The following is a 16,299-nucleotide window of genomic DNA, read 5'->3' as shown; positions in this document are numbered from 1 at the left end:
TAAAAAATTAATCATTTAGCTTAAGTACCGCCATAAATGCTTCTTGTGGGATCTCCACATTTCCTACTTGGCGCATACGTTTCTTACCTTTTTTCTGCTTTTCTAATAATTTACGTTTACGAGAAATATCCCCTCCATAACATTTTGCAGTTACATCTTTTCTTAAGGCTTTTACGGTCTCTCTGGAAATAATCTTCGCCCCAATTGCCGCCTGAATTGGAATATCAAATTGTTGTCTTGGGATAAGTTCCTTCAACTTTTCACACATTTTCTTTCCAATATCATAGGCATTATCGGCATGTAATAAGGCAGATAAGGCATCTACCACACTTCCGTTAAGCAATACATCTACTTTTACAAGTTTAGAAGCTCGCATTCCAATAGGAGAATAATCAAACGAGGCATAACCTTTAGAAACTGTTTTTAAACGATCATAAAAATCGAAAACTATCTCTGCCAAAGGCATATCAAAATTCAATTCTACTCTTTCTGGAGTAAGATAAGTTTGGTTGGTGATTTGTCCTCTTTTTTCAATACAAAGAGACATCACAGGCCCTACAAAATCGGCTTTTGTTATAATACTCGCCTTGATATAAGGCTCTTCTACCCTATTCAAGCTTGAAGGTTCCGGAAGGTCTGATGGATTATTCACCAAGATCAACTCATCCGGATTTTTATGTTTAAAGGCATGGTAAGATACGTTAGGAACAGTAGTAATTACTGTCATATCAAACTCCCGCTCTAAGCGTTCCTGTATAATTTCCAAGTGAAGCATCCCTAGGAATCCACATCTAAACCCAAAACCAAGTGCTGCCGAACTTTCCGGAATAAATACTAAGGAAGCATCATTTAATTGCAACTTTTCCATAGAAGATCGTAAATCCTCATAATCTTCAGTATCTACAGGATAAATTCCGGCAAAAACCATCGGTTTTACGTCTTCAAAACCGGCAACTGCTTCTGTAGTTGGGTTTTTAGCATCAGTAATAGTATCTCCTACTTTTACCTCGCGAGCTTCCTTAATACCGGTAATTAAATAGCCTACATCTCCTGCTTTTATTTCTTTTTTTGGATCTTGTTTCAACCTTAAAGTCCCCACTTCATCCGCAAAATAATTTTTATTTGTAGCTACGAATTTTATTTGCTGACCTTTTTTAATAGAGCCATTTATCACTCTAAAATAAGTTTCTACCCCTCTAAAAGGATTGTATACAGAATCAAAAATCAACGCTCTAAGCGGTTCATCTATTTTCCCTTTTGGTGCAGGAATTCGCTCTATAATTGCGGCTAAAATTTCTTCAATTCCAATTCCGGTTTTTGCACTCGCAGGAATCACATCTGAAGCATCACAACCTAAAAGATCTACAATATCATCGGTTACTACTTCCGGATTCGCACTTGGCAAATCCACTTTATTAAGCACCGGAATAATTTCTAAATCGTTTTCTAATGCTAAATACAGGTTAGAAATAGTTTGAGCCTGGATACTTTGCGCTGCATCTACAATTAGTAAAGCACCTTCACAGGCAGCGATAGATCGAGAAACTTCGTAAGAGAAATCTACGTGTCCGGGAGTATCAATAAGGTTCAAAACATATTGCTCTCCTTTATAGGTATAATCCATTTGGATCGCGTGGCTTTTAATAGTTATTCCACGCTCCCGTTCAAGATCCATGCTATCTAGCAGTTGCGCCTGACTTTCACGATCTGTTACAGATCCTGTAAACTCCAGCAATCTATCTGCAAGAGTACTCTTTCCGTGATCTATATGGGCAATTATACAAAAGTTACGTATGTTCTTCATGAGTCATTTCAAAGTAGCTATTGCCTCTAATTGGCAATCTTATTTAAGCCTACAAATATAGTTTTTTTAAAATCCATTAAAGAATTTATCTTCAAGAGATAAATAGCACGATACTGGCCTAATGTGTTTTATAGAATTTCATTCCACTCATTATTTCTTCTGAAATTAAACCAATTGATTTTAAGCTTTATGGATGAAATGTATATCTTGGTTTAAATTTTAAGAGTACTCTTTTAAAATCACATTTTTCTGAAGAAATATCTAAACTAATTGCAACCAATTTTTATATGAAAGACCCTATTAATTCCAATCTCACCGAAGCAAGCACTTCTTCCGGCACCAATAAATCTATATTTATAATAGGTGCCTTATTTTTTATTTTCGGATTTGTAACCTGGTTGAACTCGGTACTTATTCCCTATCTAAAAATTGCTTGCGAGCTTAATAATTTTGAAGCCTATTTAGTGGCCTTTGCTTTTTATATCGCTTATTTGGTGATGGCATTGCCTTCCGCCTGGATTCTAAAGATTACAGGTTTTAAAAAAGGAATGTCTCTAGGTTTAATCGTAATGGCAGTTGGGTCCTTGATCTTTGTTCCCGCAGCTTATTCGCGAACATATGAATTGTTTTTATTAGGATTATTTGTTCAGGGAACCGGATTGGCAATCCTTCAAACTGCCGCAAATCCATATGTTACCATTTTAGGGCCTATTGAAAGTGCTGCTAAGCGAATTAGTATCATGGGAATTTGTAATAAAGTAGCCGGAGCTATTGCACCTATAATTTTAGGAGCCATCGCTTTAAAAGATGTAGATGCCTTAGTTGAAAACTTAAAAGTAATGCCTGCTGCTCAAAAAATAGCAGAACTGGATTTGCTTTCAGAAAGGGTTATTCTGCCATATTTAATTATGATGGCAGTTCTAATAGTTCTTGCAATTATGATTTATTTTTCCACCTTACCGGAAGTAGATACCGATGAAGAAGATGAGGTTTTGGCTCAAACCAATAGTACCAAAAAAAGCATTTTTCAATTTCCACATTTATTATTGGGAGCAATTGCGCTTTTCTTATATGTAGGGGTAGAGGTAATAGCCGGAGATACTGTGATAAGTTATGGTGCCGAGCAGGGAATTTCGTTTGCAAATGCAAAATTCTTTACCACCTACACGTTAATTGCCATGATCGTGGGATATATCGTTGGAATTTTTACAATTCCTAGATTTATTTCTCAAGAAAATGCGCTTAAAGTTTCGGCAGTAATAGGATTAATTCTAGGCTTGGGAGCCATTTTTACAGATGGCTTTGTATCAGTATTATGTATTTCACTTCTTGGCTTGGCAAATGCCTTGGTTTGGCCGGCAATCTGGCCACTGGCAATTGCAGGATTAGGAAGATTTACAAAAGTTGGCTCGTCCTTTTTAATTATGGCAATTGCAGGTGGTGCTATCATGCCTTTGATCTACGGATATTTCGCAGATCTTTCCTCACCCCAGCAAGCCTACTGGGTGGTGATTCCGTGTTATATGTTTATATTATATTTTGCTACCTCTGGATATAAAATAAGAAGAGATTAAATTTGTCTTTAGAAACTAAAATGATGAATCAGAAGACCACAGAGCAAAGTTCGAATTACGAGGATCTGGAAAAAATGAGCACTTCAGAATTGTTGCAAAACATGAATGCTGAAGACAAAAAAAGTTCCAAATGCGATAGAGAAAATTATTCCGAAGATTGAAGAATTAGTAAACATTATTGTTTCAAAAATCTCTGAAGAGCAAGGCAGACTTTTTTACATTGGCGCGGGAACTAGCGGAAGGTTAGGAGTTTTGGATGCCTCAGAATGTCCACCGACATTTGGAGTTTCAGATAATGTAATAATCGGGTTAATCGCCGGGGGAGATGGAGCGCTGAGAAAAGCAGTCGAAAATGCTGAAGATGATCAGGAACAAGCTTGGAAAGACCTTCAAAAATTCAATATTAATGCAAGTGATGTGTTAATAGGAATTGCAGCTTCCGGAAGTACGCCATATGTAATCGGAGGAGTAAAAAAAGCAAGAGAAAATGGTTTGGTAACGGCATGTATTACTAATAATGCAAATTCGGCATTGTCTCAGGCGGTAGAATATCCTTTGGAAATTATAGTAGGTCCGGAGTTTGTAACCGGAAGCACAAGAATGAAGTCTGGAACCTCACAGAAGCTTGTTTTAAACATGATCTCTACGGCGGTCATGATAAAATTAGGAAGGGTAAAAGGCAATAAAATGGTAGATATGCAGCTTTCTAATAATAAATTGGTAGATCGAGGTATTAGAATGATCATGGCAGAATTGGATGTAGATCAAGCAACCGCAGCAAAATTATTAGAAGAGCATAAAAGTGTTCGAAATGCATTTAAGAATTATAAAACTGACTCTTAAAATTTATTAGTAATAAAGCAAAAAGGGGGTTGGTCAGTTCGAGCGGAGTCGAGAACTTTCTACATGTGAGACGATCTACATTCCTTAAACATTTTAGAATTTCAATTTAATAGCTTCAATAAAAATATATGAGTAAAAACAATTTCCTTATAACAGCATTGCTGTTTTGTTTGATTCTTATAAGCGGATGTGCTTCCAAAAAAAAGACAGTTCAGCCTAAGCCGAAGGCACCTGCTGAGGTTAAAACTGAAATTCCCGAGGTGGAGTCACCTATCAATGAAATTGAAAATATAGAAGAAGTAAGAAATCCGAGTAAAATTGCTCCATATGTAATGCGAGAATTTCGTGCAGCCTGGATTGCGACGGTTGCAAATATTAACTGGCCTAGCAAATCGGGTCTTTCTACTAAGCAACAGCAGGAAGAGGCAATTAAATTGCTGGATTTTTTAAAAGATCACAATTACAACGCGGTTATTTTTCAGGCAAGACCACAAGCCGATGCTTTATATAAAAGTGATTTAGAGCCTTGGTCATTTTTTTTATCGGGTACGGTTGGTAAGGCTCCGGAACCTTATTACGATCCCTTGGAGTTTTGGATAAAAGAGGCTCATGAGCGTGGTTTGGAATTACATGTGTGGTTAAATCCATATAGAGCGCATCATACTACCGGTGGTAAAATAAGTGAGAAATCCTTAGTGAAAAAACATCCCGAATTTGCCGTAGAATTAAAAAATGGCATGTGGTGGATGGATCCTTCCAAGCAAACTACCCAAGATCATTCTTCTGCAGTGGTAATGGATATCGTAAAGCGATACGATATCGATGGTATTCATTTTGATGACTATTTCTATCCGTATGCTTCTTATAACAAAGGACAGGATTTCCCTGATGCTGCAAGTTATCAAGCCTATTTAAAAGCGGGGGGAAAACTTTCTAAACCAGATTGGCGCAGAGAAGAGGTTAATGTTTTTGTAGAGCGAATTTATAAGGAGATAAAAGCCGAAAAGCCTGAAGTAAAATTTGGAATCAGTCCGTTTGGAATTTGGCGCCCTGGATTTCCAAAATCGATTGCCGGAATGGATCAATATAATGAGTTATATGCCGATGCAAAATTATGGCTGAATAAAGGTTGGATAGACTATTTCACTCCACAATTGTATTGGAAGATCAACCAAACCAAACAGAGTTTTCCGGTTTTATTGGGCTGGTGGGACGAAGAGAATACCCAAAAAAGGCATTTATGGCCTGGGATAAATATAGATTTTGGAGGCGATGAAGAAAATGTAGATGAAACCATCAACCAAATTATGTTAACCCGAGGCATGCTAACAGACAGTAAAGGAACAGTGCACTGGAGCATTGGCCCATTGCTTAAGTACCCAAATCTTTCAAAAAATATTTTGGAAGGACCTTACAAAAATGAAGCTTTGGTACCTGCAAGTGAATGGTTGGACCAAACAATTCCAGCTACTCCAAAGGTGAAAACAGACCTTTCTGAAGATCGATTAGAAATACAATGGGAACATGAAAATTTAAATAACATTTCTAATTGGGTGGTATATTATAGAAGCAATGCTACTTGGAATTATAAGATTATAAGCAGGACAGAGAATTCGTATAGCTTATCTAATTTTCTAGATAAGAAAGAGCAGAAATCTCCTATTGTTTCAATTGGCGTTACTGCAATTAGTAAAACAGGAATTGAAAGCGATTTTGAAGAAATTTTAATTAGAAAAACAGCTTTGAAGCCGGAATTTTAGAGATGAAACTGGAATTTTTTAAATATAAACTGGAGTTAAAAGAGAAATTCACCATTTCCCATACCTCTAGAGAATTTCAGGAAACTTTAATTGTTGCTATTTCAGAAGGAGATTATACGGGATACGGAGAAGCTACAGCTACTTCTTATTATGGTGTAAGCGTAGAGCAAATGATCTCGGCAATTAAAAAAGTGGAAAGCATTGTAGAAGAAAACATTCAACGATCACCGGAAGTTATTTGGGAGTTAACATACCCAATTTTAAAAGAGGATCTTTTTGCGCAATGTGCGTTGGATATCGCCTTGCACGATCTTCATGGAAAGAGGAATACCATTCCACTTTATAAAATGTGGGGACTAAAACTCAAAGGTCTTCCGCTAAGCAATTATACCATCGGGATAGATTCTGTAGAAAAAATGACAGCTAAGATTAAAGATTTTCCATGGCCGTTGTACAAGATTAAGTTAGGAACTAAGGAAGATGTTCAAATTATTAAAGAACTAAGAAAGCATACGAATTCAGTTTTTAGAGTAGATGCTAATGGCGCATGGAGTGCAGAAGAAACCGTTCTTAATTCTGAATTATTAAAAGTATTGAATGTAGAGTTTATCGAACAACCATTAGCTCCTAATATGGAGCATGAAATGAAGGAAGTATTCGAAAAATCTGCACTTCCAATAATCGCAGACGAAAGTTGCTTAGTAGAAACAGATGTTGTAAAATGCAGTAGGATTTTTCACGGCATTAATATAAAGCTCACAAAATGTGGAGGTTTAACACCGGCAAAAAGAATGATCACAGAAGCCAGAAAGCGCAATTTAAAAGTGATGATGGGTTGTATGACAGAGTCTAGCGTAGGAATTTCTGCAATTGCACAGTTGTTACCCCTTCTGGATTATGTAGATATGGATGGGGCGCTTCTGCTGAAAAATGACATCGCGAACGGAGTTAAGATTAAAAATGGGAAAGCGGAATTCCCGAAAAGAAATGGAACAGGAGTAGAGTTGCTTTAAAAAAAAATGTCACGTCGAGCGGAGTCGAGATGTAATGCTTGGCAGTCGTAAAGCACAAGTGTCATTCTGAAATTAGCGCAGCGGATTGAAGAATCTCAAGGAAGTTCTAAGTTTTAATGAGATTCCTCTTCCGATAGATATCGGAACGGAATGACAGTTTTGAAGTGTCATTCTGAACGCAATGAAATGAAGTGAAGAATCTCTCGGGATTCTAATAGATTCCTCCTTTGTCGGAATGACAAACTTTATAATAAATAAGAAAGAAAATTTTAAAATGAAAAAGCCAATAAAAAAAACTAGTCGGATTAGCATGTGTTGTTTTAGTGCTGAATTCCTGCGATAAGAAAGAAAAAACTGAAGCTGAAGAAATTAATCCCGAGGTAACAGCGCTTATTGCTGAGGTTAAAAGCGAATATGTTCCAGATAAGCGAGTGGCGCTTTTTGAAGTTGAAACCTACAACAAGGATGGGAAAGTGGTATTAAAAGGAGATTCAAATCTTCCTGAGGCAGTTAGCGATCTGAAATCTAAATTAGCAGCACAAAACATAGCTTATATCGATAGTCTTCAATTAGTGCCGGATGGCGATCTAAAAAATACGCCTCATGCGGTTGTTAAGATCTCCGTAGCAAATATTAGATCTAATCCTGCGCATTCAGCAGAATTGGCAACACAAGCGACCATGGGGACACCTTTAAATGTTTTAAAACACGAAGGAGATTGGTATTTAGTACAAACTCCCGATAAATATTTGGCTTGGGTAGATAAAGGCGGAATTCAGTTAATGACAGAAGCTGAAATACAAACTTGGTTAAGCGCCCCTAAATTAATTTATACTGATACTTTTGGAGCTTCTTTTTCGGAGGCTTCAGATAAATCACAGGTGGTTTCAGACCTTGTTGCCGGAGATGTATTGGAAAAAGTGAATGAAAAAGGCTCTTTTTATGAAGTGAAATATCCATCTGGAGCAACTGCTTATATCAAAAAAGAGGAAGCTAAAATCTATTCAGAATGGGTGAAATCTTTAAATCCTTCCGAAGAAAACTTAGTGGTTACATCCAAATCTTTAATGGGCTTGCCTTATTTATGGGGTGGTACTTCGTCTAAAGGAGTGGATTGTAGCGGATTTACCAAAACCATATTTTTCTTGAATGGAATTGTAATTCCAAGGGATGCTTCTCAACAAGTTCATACCGGAAAACTAATTGACACTACTAAAAACTTCGAAAAACTAATTCCTGGTGACCTTTTGTTCTTCGGAAGAAAAGCCACCGATTCTACTTCAGAAAAAGTGGTACACGTGGGGATGTGGATAGGAAATAATCAGTTTATCCACTCTTTAGGAAATGTACATGTTAGCTCTACAGATACTACTTCTGCAGATTTCGACGAATATAATTATAACCGATACCTAAGAACCAAGCGAATTTTGCCCGATAGCGAAAAGGTGATTCGTCTTGCAGAAAGTGATCTCTACGAAAAAACTGAAGCCCAAAAGTAAATCATATGCGATCTTTCAAATTTTTAATTTTTGGTTTTTTATGTTGTAGCCTTTCCGGATTTGCGCAAAAAGATTCTATAAAACCTCCAGAATTCTTGCAATATACTCATAGCGTATGGGTAGATTCTATAATGAAAACAATGAGTCTAGAGGAAAGGATCGCTCAGCTTATCATGGTGGCGGCCTATTCCAATAGAGGAGAAGAGCACAAACAAGAAATTTTAAAGCAAGTTAAAAAGCACAAAATTGGTGGACTTATCTTTTTTCAGGGAGGCCCGGTGCGCCAAGTGAAGTTGATGAATGAGTACCAGGCAGCCTCAAAAGTGCCTTTATTAAGCGCTATCGATGCGGAATGGGGTATTGGGATGCGTTTGGATAGCACGGTGAGTTATCCTTTTCAAATGAGTTTGGGAGCAATCCAAAATAATAGTTTGATCTACGAGATGGGTGTTGAGGTTGCAAAGCAAATTAAAAGAGTAGGGCTGCACTTGAATTTTGCCCCTGTGGTAGATGTGAATAACAATGCCGCAAATCCTGTGATCAATTTTCGGTCTTTTGGAGAGAATAAGTTTAATGTAGCTGAAAAAGGAATCGCTTATATGCGAGGCTTACAGGATAACGGAGTTTTACCCACCGCCAAACATTTTCCGGGACATGGAGATACCGATACCGATTCCCATTACGCCCTACCTAGAATCACACATTCTAGAGCAAGACTAGACGAAACTGAATTATATCCTTTTAGAGAGATTATAAAAGCGGGAATTGGTGGGGTAATGGTGGCTCATTTGGATATTCCGGCATTAGATTCTACAGGAGTTCCTTCCACGCTCTCTAAACCTATTATTTCGGGTTTATTAAAAGATGAACTTGGATTCCAGGGTTTGATTGTTACCGATGCATGAACATGAAAGGCGTTACCAAGGATAATTCCCCCGGGATTGTAGATAAAGACGCTATTCTGGCGGGTAACGATCTTTTGGAATTTACAGAAGATGTTCCCAAAGCTATAGCAGAGATCAAAAAAGCGATTAAAAAAAGGCTTGATCTCCCAAAAAGAAATCGATGCTAGATGTAGAAAACTGTTGGCGCTAAAACAATGGGTTGGACTTGATATCTATAAGCCAACCGATATAAAAAATATTGATAAAGATCTAAATTCTTCTTCAGCAGAACTTTTGAATAGAAATCTTACCGAAGCTTCTTTAACCGTACTGCGAAATCAGTCAGAACTTTTGCCGTTGCAGCGATTAGACACTTTAAAAATTGCAGCTATTTCAGTTGGAGGGAACAAAAACAATCAGTTTCAGAAAACTTTAGGTTTGTATTCAAAAATCACACATTTTAATATCTCCTATGAAGCCAATAAAGCTGAAATAGATTCTGTTAAAAATGGTCTTTCAGCGTTCAACCTTGTGATTATTGGAATTCATGATGACAGCAAGTATTCTAGAAATAACATGAAGATTTCTACTGAAGTGCAAATGTTTCTCAACACTACTTCAATTGAGAAAACCAGTGTCCTGAGCTATTTTAAAAATCCATATTCTTTAGAAAATTTGGAAGCTGCTGAAAATGCTTCGGCTTTAATACTAACATATCAGGATAGAAAAAATTCAGAAGATCTCGCGGCACAATTGATCTTTGGTGGAGTAGGAGCAAATGGGAAATTACCGGTAAGTATTGGTGATAAATTTAAAGAGGGTGACGGATTGGATATTGAAGGAGGAATACGATTTAAATATACGCTACCGGAAGATGCCAAAATGGATTCTGAAATACTGAATCAAAAAATAGATTCGTTGATGGAACAAGCAATGGATTTAAAAGCGATTCCCGGAGGACAAATTTTAGTAGCGAGGGATCAAAAAGTGGTTTTTCATAAGGCTTATGGCCTCCAAAGTTATTCGGATACCACTAAAGTAAAACTGGAAAATTTATATGATTTAGCATCGGTTACTAAGATCTCTTCTGCATTACCGGCTTTAATGAAACTGAAGGACGAACGCAAATTCGATCTGGAAGCTGGAATAGATACGTATTTACCATATTTCAAGAATTCGAATAAGGCAGGCGTTCCGTTCAGACAAATATTGGCGCATCAAGCAAGATTTAAAGCCTGGATCCCGTATTGGGAAAGCATGTTTCGGAAAAACGGCAGTTACAAATGGAAGACCATTAAAAAAGATTCTTCAGATAGATTTCCAGTAAAGGTTACCGATGAAATGTGGCTTTTTAGGGATTATCAAAAAGAGATCTTTAAACAAATAAAGAAATCAGAATTAGAGAACGAGCAAAAATATCTTTATTCTGGACTGGCCTTTTATTTAATGCCTGACATTGTTGAAGAGATTACTCAGGAAGATTTTCAGCAGTATTTGAATCAGAATTTTTATAAACCGCTTGGTGCAACAACACTTACTTATAATCCGCTTAATAAGTTTCCCATATCCAGAATAGCCCCTACCGAAAATGACTTTTTCTTCAGAAATACTCCAATTCATGGGACTGTACATGATGAAGGTGCAATCCTAATGAGTGGAGTTTCCTCTAATGCCGGCCTTTTTTCTAATGCTAACGACATAGCCAAATTGATGCAGCTGTATTTAAACAAAGGGGTATACGGAGGCAAACGATTTATTTCAAAAGAGACTATCAAAGAATTCACGAAATATCAATTCCCGGAAAGTGATAACCGAAGGGGGTTAGGTTTCGATAAACCCTCTTTAGGGGAAAGAAATATCAATGGAAATACTGCGATTTCTGCCAGCGATTCCAGCTATGGCCATACCGGATATACCGGTACGATGGTGTGGATGGACCCGCAGACTAAACTTTTATTTATTTTTCTATCTAACAGAGTGCAACCTACCAGAGATAATACGATGCTTTATAAATTAAATACCAGAACAAATATTCAGCAGGTACTTTATGATGCTATTTTTGAATAAGCCTTAGTTAAGTTATTTATAATCAACAATTATCTAAGAGAAATTCGATTTATAAATTGGCATGTGTTTTAAAGTAAATGTTATATTTGTTCGCTAATTCAAACAAATTCTCAAAGAAACCTCCCAAATTTTCAGAATGAAAAATTTTTATTTTACCCCATTTCTTTGTCTGATCTCCCTACTATCATTCACAACCAACGCACAGAATTCCGTAAAAGGAATTGTAATAGACGAAAATCAAATGGCCGTTCCATTTGCCAATGTAATCTTATTGCAAGCTAGCGATTCTACTACTGTTTATAAAGGTTCTGTTTCTGAAGAGGACGGAAGTTTTTTAATCGAAGAGGTCGAGGATAATGAATATATTATTGAAGTTCGATTTGTTGGTTATGAGAATTTTCAGAAAAAAATTGAAGTAAAAGGGAATACAAACCTCAGAAAATTAACGCTTGTAGAATCGGCTTCAAATCTAGATGAAGTTACGGTTACTGCAAAAAAACCTACAGTTTCTAAAAGCATCGATAGGATGACTTTTAATGTGGAAAATTCTATTCTTTCCTCCGGGAATTCCTATGAAATATTGAAGCGAACTCCGGGTGTAATTGTAAGTCAGGGACAACTTCTTATTAAGAATAAGCCTGCAGATGTTTATATTAACGACAATAAAGTTTATTTAACGGCACAAGAACTTCAGCAATTATTAGAAGGCTTTTCAGGAGAGAATGTGAAATCTGTGGAGGTAATTACCAATCCTCCTGCAAAATATAATGCTGAGGGTGGAGCTATCTTGAATATTATAACTTCTAAAAACCTTTCTGTGGGTTATAAAGGAAGTGTAAATGCATCCAATACTATCGCCATAAAACCTAAGTATTCAGTAGGAACTAGCCAATATTACAAAACCGATTGGTTAAATGCTTTTGCAAGTTACAATTACAATACAAGAACCGATGTAAAGCAAGACTTGGGAAAAATCAACTTTTTTGATCCCGCAGGAAATGTTGCTTCCAGATGGGAAGATGAATTTAATAAAGAGACTAATAGAGATTCTCATAGTTTAAGCACTATTCTAGATTTTACCCTTTCAGAAAAAAGCAAACTTAGCTTAAGCGCCAATTTATTGCTGACTCCTAAAGCAGATTCAGACATTAATGGAAGAACTGAGATTCTAAGCGCACAAAACCAATTAGATTCTTTATATACTACAGATAGTAGGTTAGAGAACGAACGAGATAATTACTTATTTAATGCAAATTATTCGACAAGCTCGGTGAGAATGGAAGCACTTTCTCTGCGCAAGCCAATTATATAAAATATAACGACGATCAAACTCAAGATCTAATGACTCAGTATTTTTCTAATTCCGGAGATCTATTGAATGATAATTCATTTTATACCGTGTCTAATCAGAATACAGATATTTATACAGGACAAATCGATTTTACTTCTACCATTGCTGGCTTGGCTTCGGAATATGGTGCAAAATATTCAGGAATAGATTCTCAAAGCGGATTGGATTTTTTTGATACAAATACCGGAAATAGGAATTTTGTAGATGCTTTTTCAGATGAATTTGATTATAATGAAAACATTTTTTCAGGATACGTAAGTCTTTCAAAAGATTGGGACACCTGGAGTATTAAAGGAGGATTACGTGGAGAGTATACAGATATTGAAGGGCAATCCAATTCTTTGGGAGTTGTAAACACTCAAGAGTATTTTGAGTTATTTCCTACATTCTACTTGATGCATACAGTTGGAGAAAATCATTCTTTTGGATTGGATTACAGCAGAAGAATTACAAGACCGAGATTTCAAAGTTTGAATCCGTATCGTTATTTCCTAAACGAAAATAATTTTCAGTTAGGAAATCCTAATCTGCAACCGGGAATAGCGAACAAGATTAGCTTGAATTATACGTATAAGAACAAACTATCTTTTGATGTTTATTGGGATAGAACAGATGATGCCAATGCTATTTTGCCTTTTCAGAACAATGAAAATAGAACCTTGAGATCTATTACAGATAATCTTAGATACGACCAACAATTCAGTTTTGACGTTTCTTATTACGATTATATTAAAGACTGGTGGTATTTATATTTTTATGGCTCCGTTTTTAAATTAGAAAATGAATTTGTCGCTTACGAAAGCGGAAATCAAATTGTCCAAAATGAGACAACAAGTGTGTACCTAAGCGCTTCTAATTTTTTAACTATCTCTAAGGATGGAACCTTTACAGGAAATTTAACTGCGACTTATTCACCAGATTTTATTGCAGGCTCTTACGATTTTGATGAGGCTCAATATGGAATATCATTGGGTTTAAGAAAAACCTTTTACGATGATAGACTTAGCGTCACAGTAAATGTAGAAGATCTTTTAGATTCTTATAACATTCCTTTAAGTTCCAATTATCTAAATCAGGATAATTCATTTTTTTGCGATGCCTGAGTCTAGAAGCATTCGCTTTGGAATTCTGTACAAATTTGGAAACTTTAAATTGCGTGATAACCAACGCTCTTTAGATGCCGAAGAAAAAGAGCGATTGGAAGCGCAACAGATGATGTAGAAGTCTTTTTTCTGAAAGACATTTCAATCCTAAATTTAGTTATTAGCAAACTCGATCTAATTTCTTAATTTTGCAGCACTTAAATAAGAAGTAGTGGCTAAAATTGGAAACATAGATGTGGGAGAATTTCCGTTGTTGCTTGCACCAATGGAAGATGTGAGTGATCCACCTTTTCGTGCCTTATGCAAAGAGCAGGGTGCAGATGTAGTATATACCGAATTTATTTCTTCTGAAGGGCTTATTCGCGATGCCGCGAAGAGTGTGATGAAATTAGATATCTACGAAAAAGAACGCCCGGTTGGCATCCAAATCTTTGGTGCTAACTTAGAATCTATGCTACAATCTGTAGAAATAGTTGAAAAATCTGGACCGGATATTATCGATATTAATTTTGGATGCCCGGTTAAAAAAGTGGTTTCTAAAGGAGCCGGAGCTGGAATCTTAAAGGATATAGACCTCATGGTTTCTCTTACCAAAGCCATGGTGGAGCATACAAGCTTACCGGTTACCGTAAAGACTCGTTTGGGTTGGGATACAGATTCTATTAAAATAGTAGAGGTTGCCGAACGCCTACAAGATGTAGGTTGTGCAGCTATTTCCATTCACGGGCGTACCAGAGTGCAGATGTATAAAGGAAATGCCGATTGGGCTCCAATAGCAAAAGTAAAGGAGAACCCAAGAATGCATATTCCGGTATTTGGGAATGGAGACGTAGATACGCCGGAGAAAGCCATGGAAATGCGTGATAAATACGGTTTAGATGGTGCCATGATCGGGAGAGCTAGTATAGGATATCCTTGGTTTTTCAGAGAAGTGAAACATTTCTTTGAGACGGGCCAACACTTAGACCCTCCAACTTTAGAGGAGCGTGTAGATGCTGCAAGACGTCATTTACAAATGTCTATAGATTGGAAAGGTGAGAAATTAGGTGTTTTTGAAACTAGAAGACACTATACCAATTATTTCAAAGGCATCCCACATTTCAAGGAATACCGAATGAAAATGGTAACTAGCGATGATTCAGTAGATGTTTTTGCTGCTTTTGATGAGGTGGAAAGAGAATTCTCAGGATTTGAATTCGCTTAAGAATCGAGCGCGCTTTTACTTCTACTAGCTGCAATATAGGATGCAGAAACCCCAAGTATACTAATAGTTAAAAATACCAGAATTATATTTTCAGCTTTAATCTTTACAGGATAAGGCAGGCTAGGAGTAATCATTACAAAATTATACTGTAGCTGAAGATAGATTAGAATCAATCCGCAAAGCAACCCTAAAAATCCTCCAACAATGGTCATTAACGAGCCTTGTAAGAAGAAGATATTTCTTATCGATTTTTTGGTAGCTCCAAGATTGTGAAGCGTTTTAATATTTTCTCTCTTATCTAAGATCACCATTATAATTGATCCAATCACGTTAAATAAGGCGATAATTAAAACCAAGGTGAAAATAAGATATACCGCAAGATTTTCGGTGTTTAGCATTTTGTAGAGCGTTTCATTTAGCTGCGCCCGATCTTTAATAATTACGTTATTATCGAAAACAGTTCCAATTTCACTTCTAATTAATTCCAGATCGACGGTTGGATCTACTTTAAGCTCAATCGCAGAAACCTGTCCCTCCTTTATTTCCAATAAGTCTCTAGCAAATTGAATATTAGTAAAAATATATTTATTATCTAATTCTTCATTTAAGCTGTAAATCCCGGTCACTATTACACTTTCTTTATTGAAAGCTTGTGTGGTATTTGTGATTTGCCCTTTTCCCGGGCGAGGAACCATGATATCCAAAAGATTATTATAATCGAAGGTGTTTAAAGAAAGTAATCTGGAAATCCCATTTCCGGCAACTACCTGAAATTCACTTTGCGTTAGCCAAGTACCAAAAACAATGGCACTATCAATCGAGTTCACCTTTCTATAATTGGCATCTACACCTTTAATAAAAGCAGGCTGATTTTTAGATTTGTAATCAAGAAAGACTCTTTCTTCTATAATTTCTGAATAGGCTTTTACTCCTTCAATTGCGAGTAATCGTACTTTTTCAGCTTCAGAAAAGTCAAAAGTTTTCCCGCTTTCTGGAAGAATTTTAAGATCGGGATCAAATTCATTAGTAAAAGAAAGACTGAAATCTTTTAATCCTGAAAATCCTGAAAGTACTATAAATAACGAAAAAGCACCTGCAAAAACCCCAATCGCAGCAATTATGGTAATTATATTGATGGCATTATTCGAACTTTTGGTGAACAAATAACGTCTCGCGATATAAAAGGGGAAATTCAAT

13 protein-coding genes and 1 pseudogene are annotated in these 16,299 nt (G+C 36.5%); 12 read left to right on the top strand and 2 right to left on the bottom strand.

What is annotated here, in order from left to right:
• Positions 1-7 precede the first annotated feature (7 nt).
• Entirely contained in the window at positions 8-1,804 is a 1,797-nt protein-coding gene (lepA, locus tag ON07_RS03235; RefSeq protein WP_010228178.1) for a translation elongation factor 4, read from the bottom strand.
• A gap of 287 nt (positions 1,805-2,091) precedes the next feature.
• Between lepA and ON07_RS03230 the strand changes: the two genes are divergently transcribed.
• From ON07_RS03230 to dusB, 12 genes and pseudogenes are all read left to right on the top strand, one after another.
• Entirely contained in the window at positions 2,092-3,378 is a 1,287-nt protein-coding gene (locus ON07_RS03230; RefSeq protein WP_010228176.1) for a sugar MFS transporter, read from the top strand.
• A gap of 23 nt (positions 3,379-3,401) precedes the next feature.
• A pseudogene (gene murQ, locus ON07_RS14370) lies at positions 3,402-4,221 on the top strand (N-acetylmuramic acid 6-phosphate etherase).
• A 128-nt stretch (positions 4,222-4,349) separates the two neighbouring features.
• Positions 4,350-5,981, top strand: coding sequence for a glycoside hydrolase family 10 protein (locus ON07_RS03220; RefSeq protein ID WP_010228171.1), 1,632 nt, complete (start codon positions 4,350-4,352; stop codon positions 5,979-5,981).
• 2 nt (positions 5,982-5,983) lie between these two features.
• Positions 5,984-6,994: a dipeptide epimerase gene (locus ON07_RS03215; RefSeq protein ID WP_010228169.1), complete on the top strand. Its 1,011-nt coding sequence runs from the start codon at positions 5,984-5,986 to the stop codon at positions 6,992-6,994.
• A 323-nt stretch (positions 6,995-7,317) separates the two neighbouring features.
• A complete protein-coding gene (locus tag ON07_RS03210; RefSeq protein ID WP_010228167.1) occupies positions 7,318-8,493 on the top strand; it encodes a C40 family peptidase in 1,176 nt (391 codons plus the stop codon).
• Between the two features lie 5 nt (positions 8,494-8,498).
• Positions 8,499-9,398: a glycoside hydrolase family 3 protein gene (locus ON07_RS16945; RefSeq protein ID WP_237708846.1), complete on the top strand. Its 900-nt coding sequence runs from the start codon at positions 8,499-8,501 to the stop codon at positions 9,396-9,398.
• 2 nt (positions 9,399-9,400) lie between these two features.
• Entirely contained in the window at positions 9,401-9,565 is a 165-nt protein-coding gene (locus tag ON07_RS16940) for a hypothetical protein (protein ID WP_237708845.1), read from the top strand.
• Positions 9,537-11,444, top strand: coding sequence for a serine hydrolase domain-containing protein (locus ON07_RS16935; protein WP_237708844.1), 1,908 nt, complete (start codon positions 9,537-9,539; stop codon positions 11,442-11,444). Before ON07_RS16940 ends, ON07_RS16935 begins: the two co-directional genes overlap by 29 nt.
• Positions 11,445-11,580: 136 nt before the next feature.
• Entirely contained in the window at positions 11,581-12,756 is a 1,176-nt protein-coding gene (locus ON07_RS16930; protein WP_237708843.1) for a TonB-dependent receptor, read from the top strand.
• The gene (locus ON07_RS16925) at positions 12,753-13,898 is read left to right on the top strand and encodes an outer membrane beta-barrel family protein (RefSeq protein WP_237708848.1); all 1,146 of its coding nucleotides are present in this window, start codon (positions 12,753-12,755) and stop codon (positions 13,896-13,898) included. The genes ON07_RS16930 and ON07_RS16925 overlap by 4 nt, the downstream gene beginning before the upstream one ends.
• A complete protein-coding gene (locus ON07_RS17370; protein WP_262486211.1) occupies positions 13,891-14,016 on the top strand; it encodes a hypothetical protein in 126 nt (41 codons plus the stop codon). The genes ON07_RS16925 and ON07_RS17370 overlap by 8 nt, the downstream gene beginning before the upstream one ends.
• 93 nt (positions 14,017-14,109) lie before the next feature.
• The gene (gene dusB / locus ON07_RS03195; protein WP_010228165.1) at positions 14,110-15,102 is read left to right on the top strand and encodes a tRNA dihydrouridine synthase DusB; all 993 of its coding nucleotides are present in this window, start codon (positions 14,110-14,112) and stop codon (positions 15,100-15,102) included.
• Here dusB and ON07_RS03190 read toward each other — a convergent pair.
• Positions 15,099-16,298 carry an ABC transporter permease gene (locus tag ON07_RS03190; protein WP_010228163.1) on the bottom strand — a complete coding sequence of 400 codons (1,200 nt, stop codon included), beginning with the start codon at positions 16,296-16,298 and terminating at the stop codon, positions 15,099-15,101. The genes dusB and ON07_RS03190 overlap by 4 nt on opposite strands.
• Between the last annotated feature and the right edge of the window lies 1 nt (position 16,299).

This window comes from Gillisia marina (assembly GCF_000258765.1).
GTDB lineage: Bacteria > Bacteroidota > Bacteroidia > Flavobacteriales > Flavobacteriaceae > Gillisia > Gillisia marina.
This window is presented reverse-complemented; position numbering and strand designations above follow the sequence as displayed.

Excerpts from the sequence above, each read along its gene's own strand:
- lepA (WP_010228178.1), bottom strand. The coding sequence starts at position 1,804 with ATGAAGAACATACGTAACTTTTGTATAATTGCCCATATAGATCACGGA.
- ON07_RS03230 (WP_010228176.1), top strand. The coding sequence starts at position 2,092 with ATGAAAGACCCTATTAATTCCAATCTCACCGAAGCAAGCACTTCTTCC.
- ON07_RS03220 (WP_010228171.1), top strand. The coding sequence starts at position 4,350 with ATGAGTAAAAACAATTTCCTTATAACAGCATTGCTGTTTTGTTTGATT.
- ON07_RS03215 (WP_010228169.1), top strand. The coding sequence starts at position 5,984 with ATGAAACTGGAATTTTTTAAATATAAACTGGAGTTAAAAGAGAAATTC.
- ON07_RS16945 (WP_237708846.1), top strand. The coding sequence starts at position 8,499 with ATGCGATCTTTCAAATTTTTAATTTTTGGTTTTTTATGTTGTAGCCTT.
- ON07_RS16940 (WP_237708845.1), top strand. The coding sequence starts at position 9,401 with ATGAAAGGCGTTACCAAGGATAATTCCCCCGGGATTGTAGATAAAGAC.
- ON07_RS16930 (WP_237708843.1), top strand. The coding sequence starts at position 11,581 with ATGAAAAATTTTTATTTTACCCCATTTCTTTGTCTGATCTCCCTACTA.
- ON07_RS17370 (WP_262486211.1), top strand. The coding sequence starts at position 13,891 with ATGCCTGAGTCTAGAAGCATTCGCTTTGGAATTCTGTACAAATTTGGA.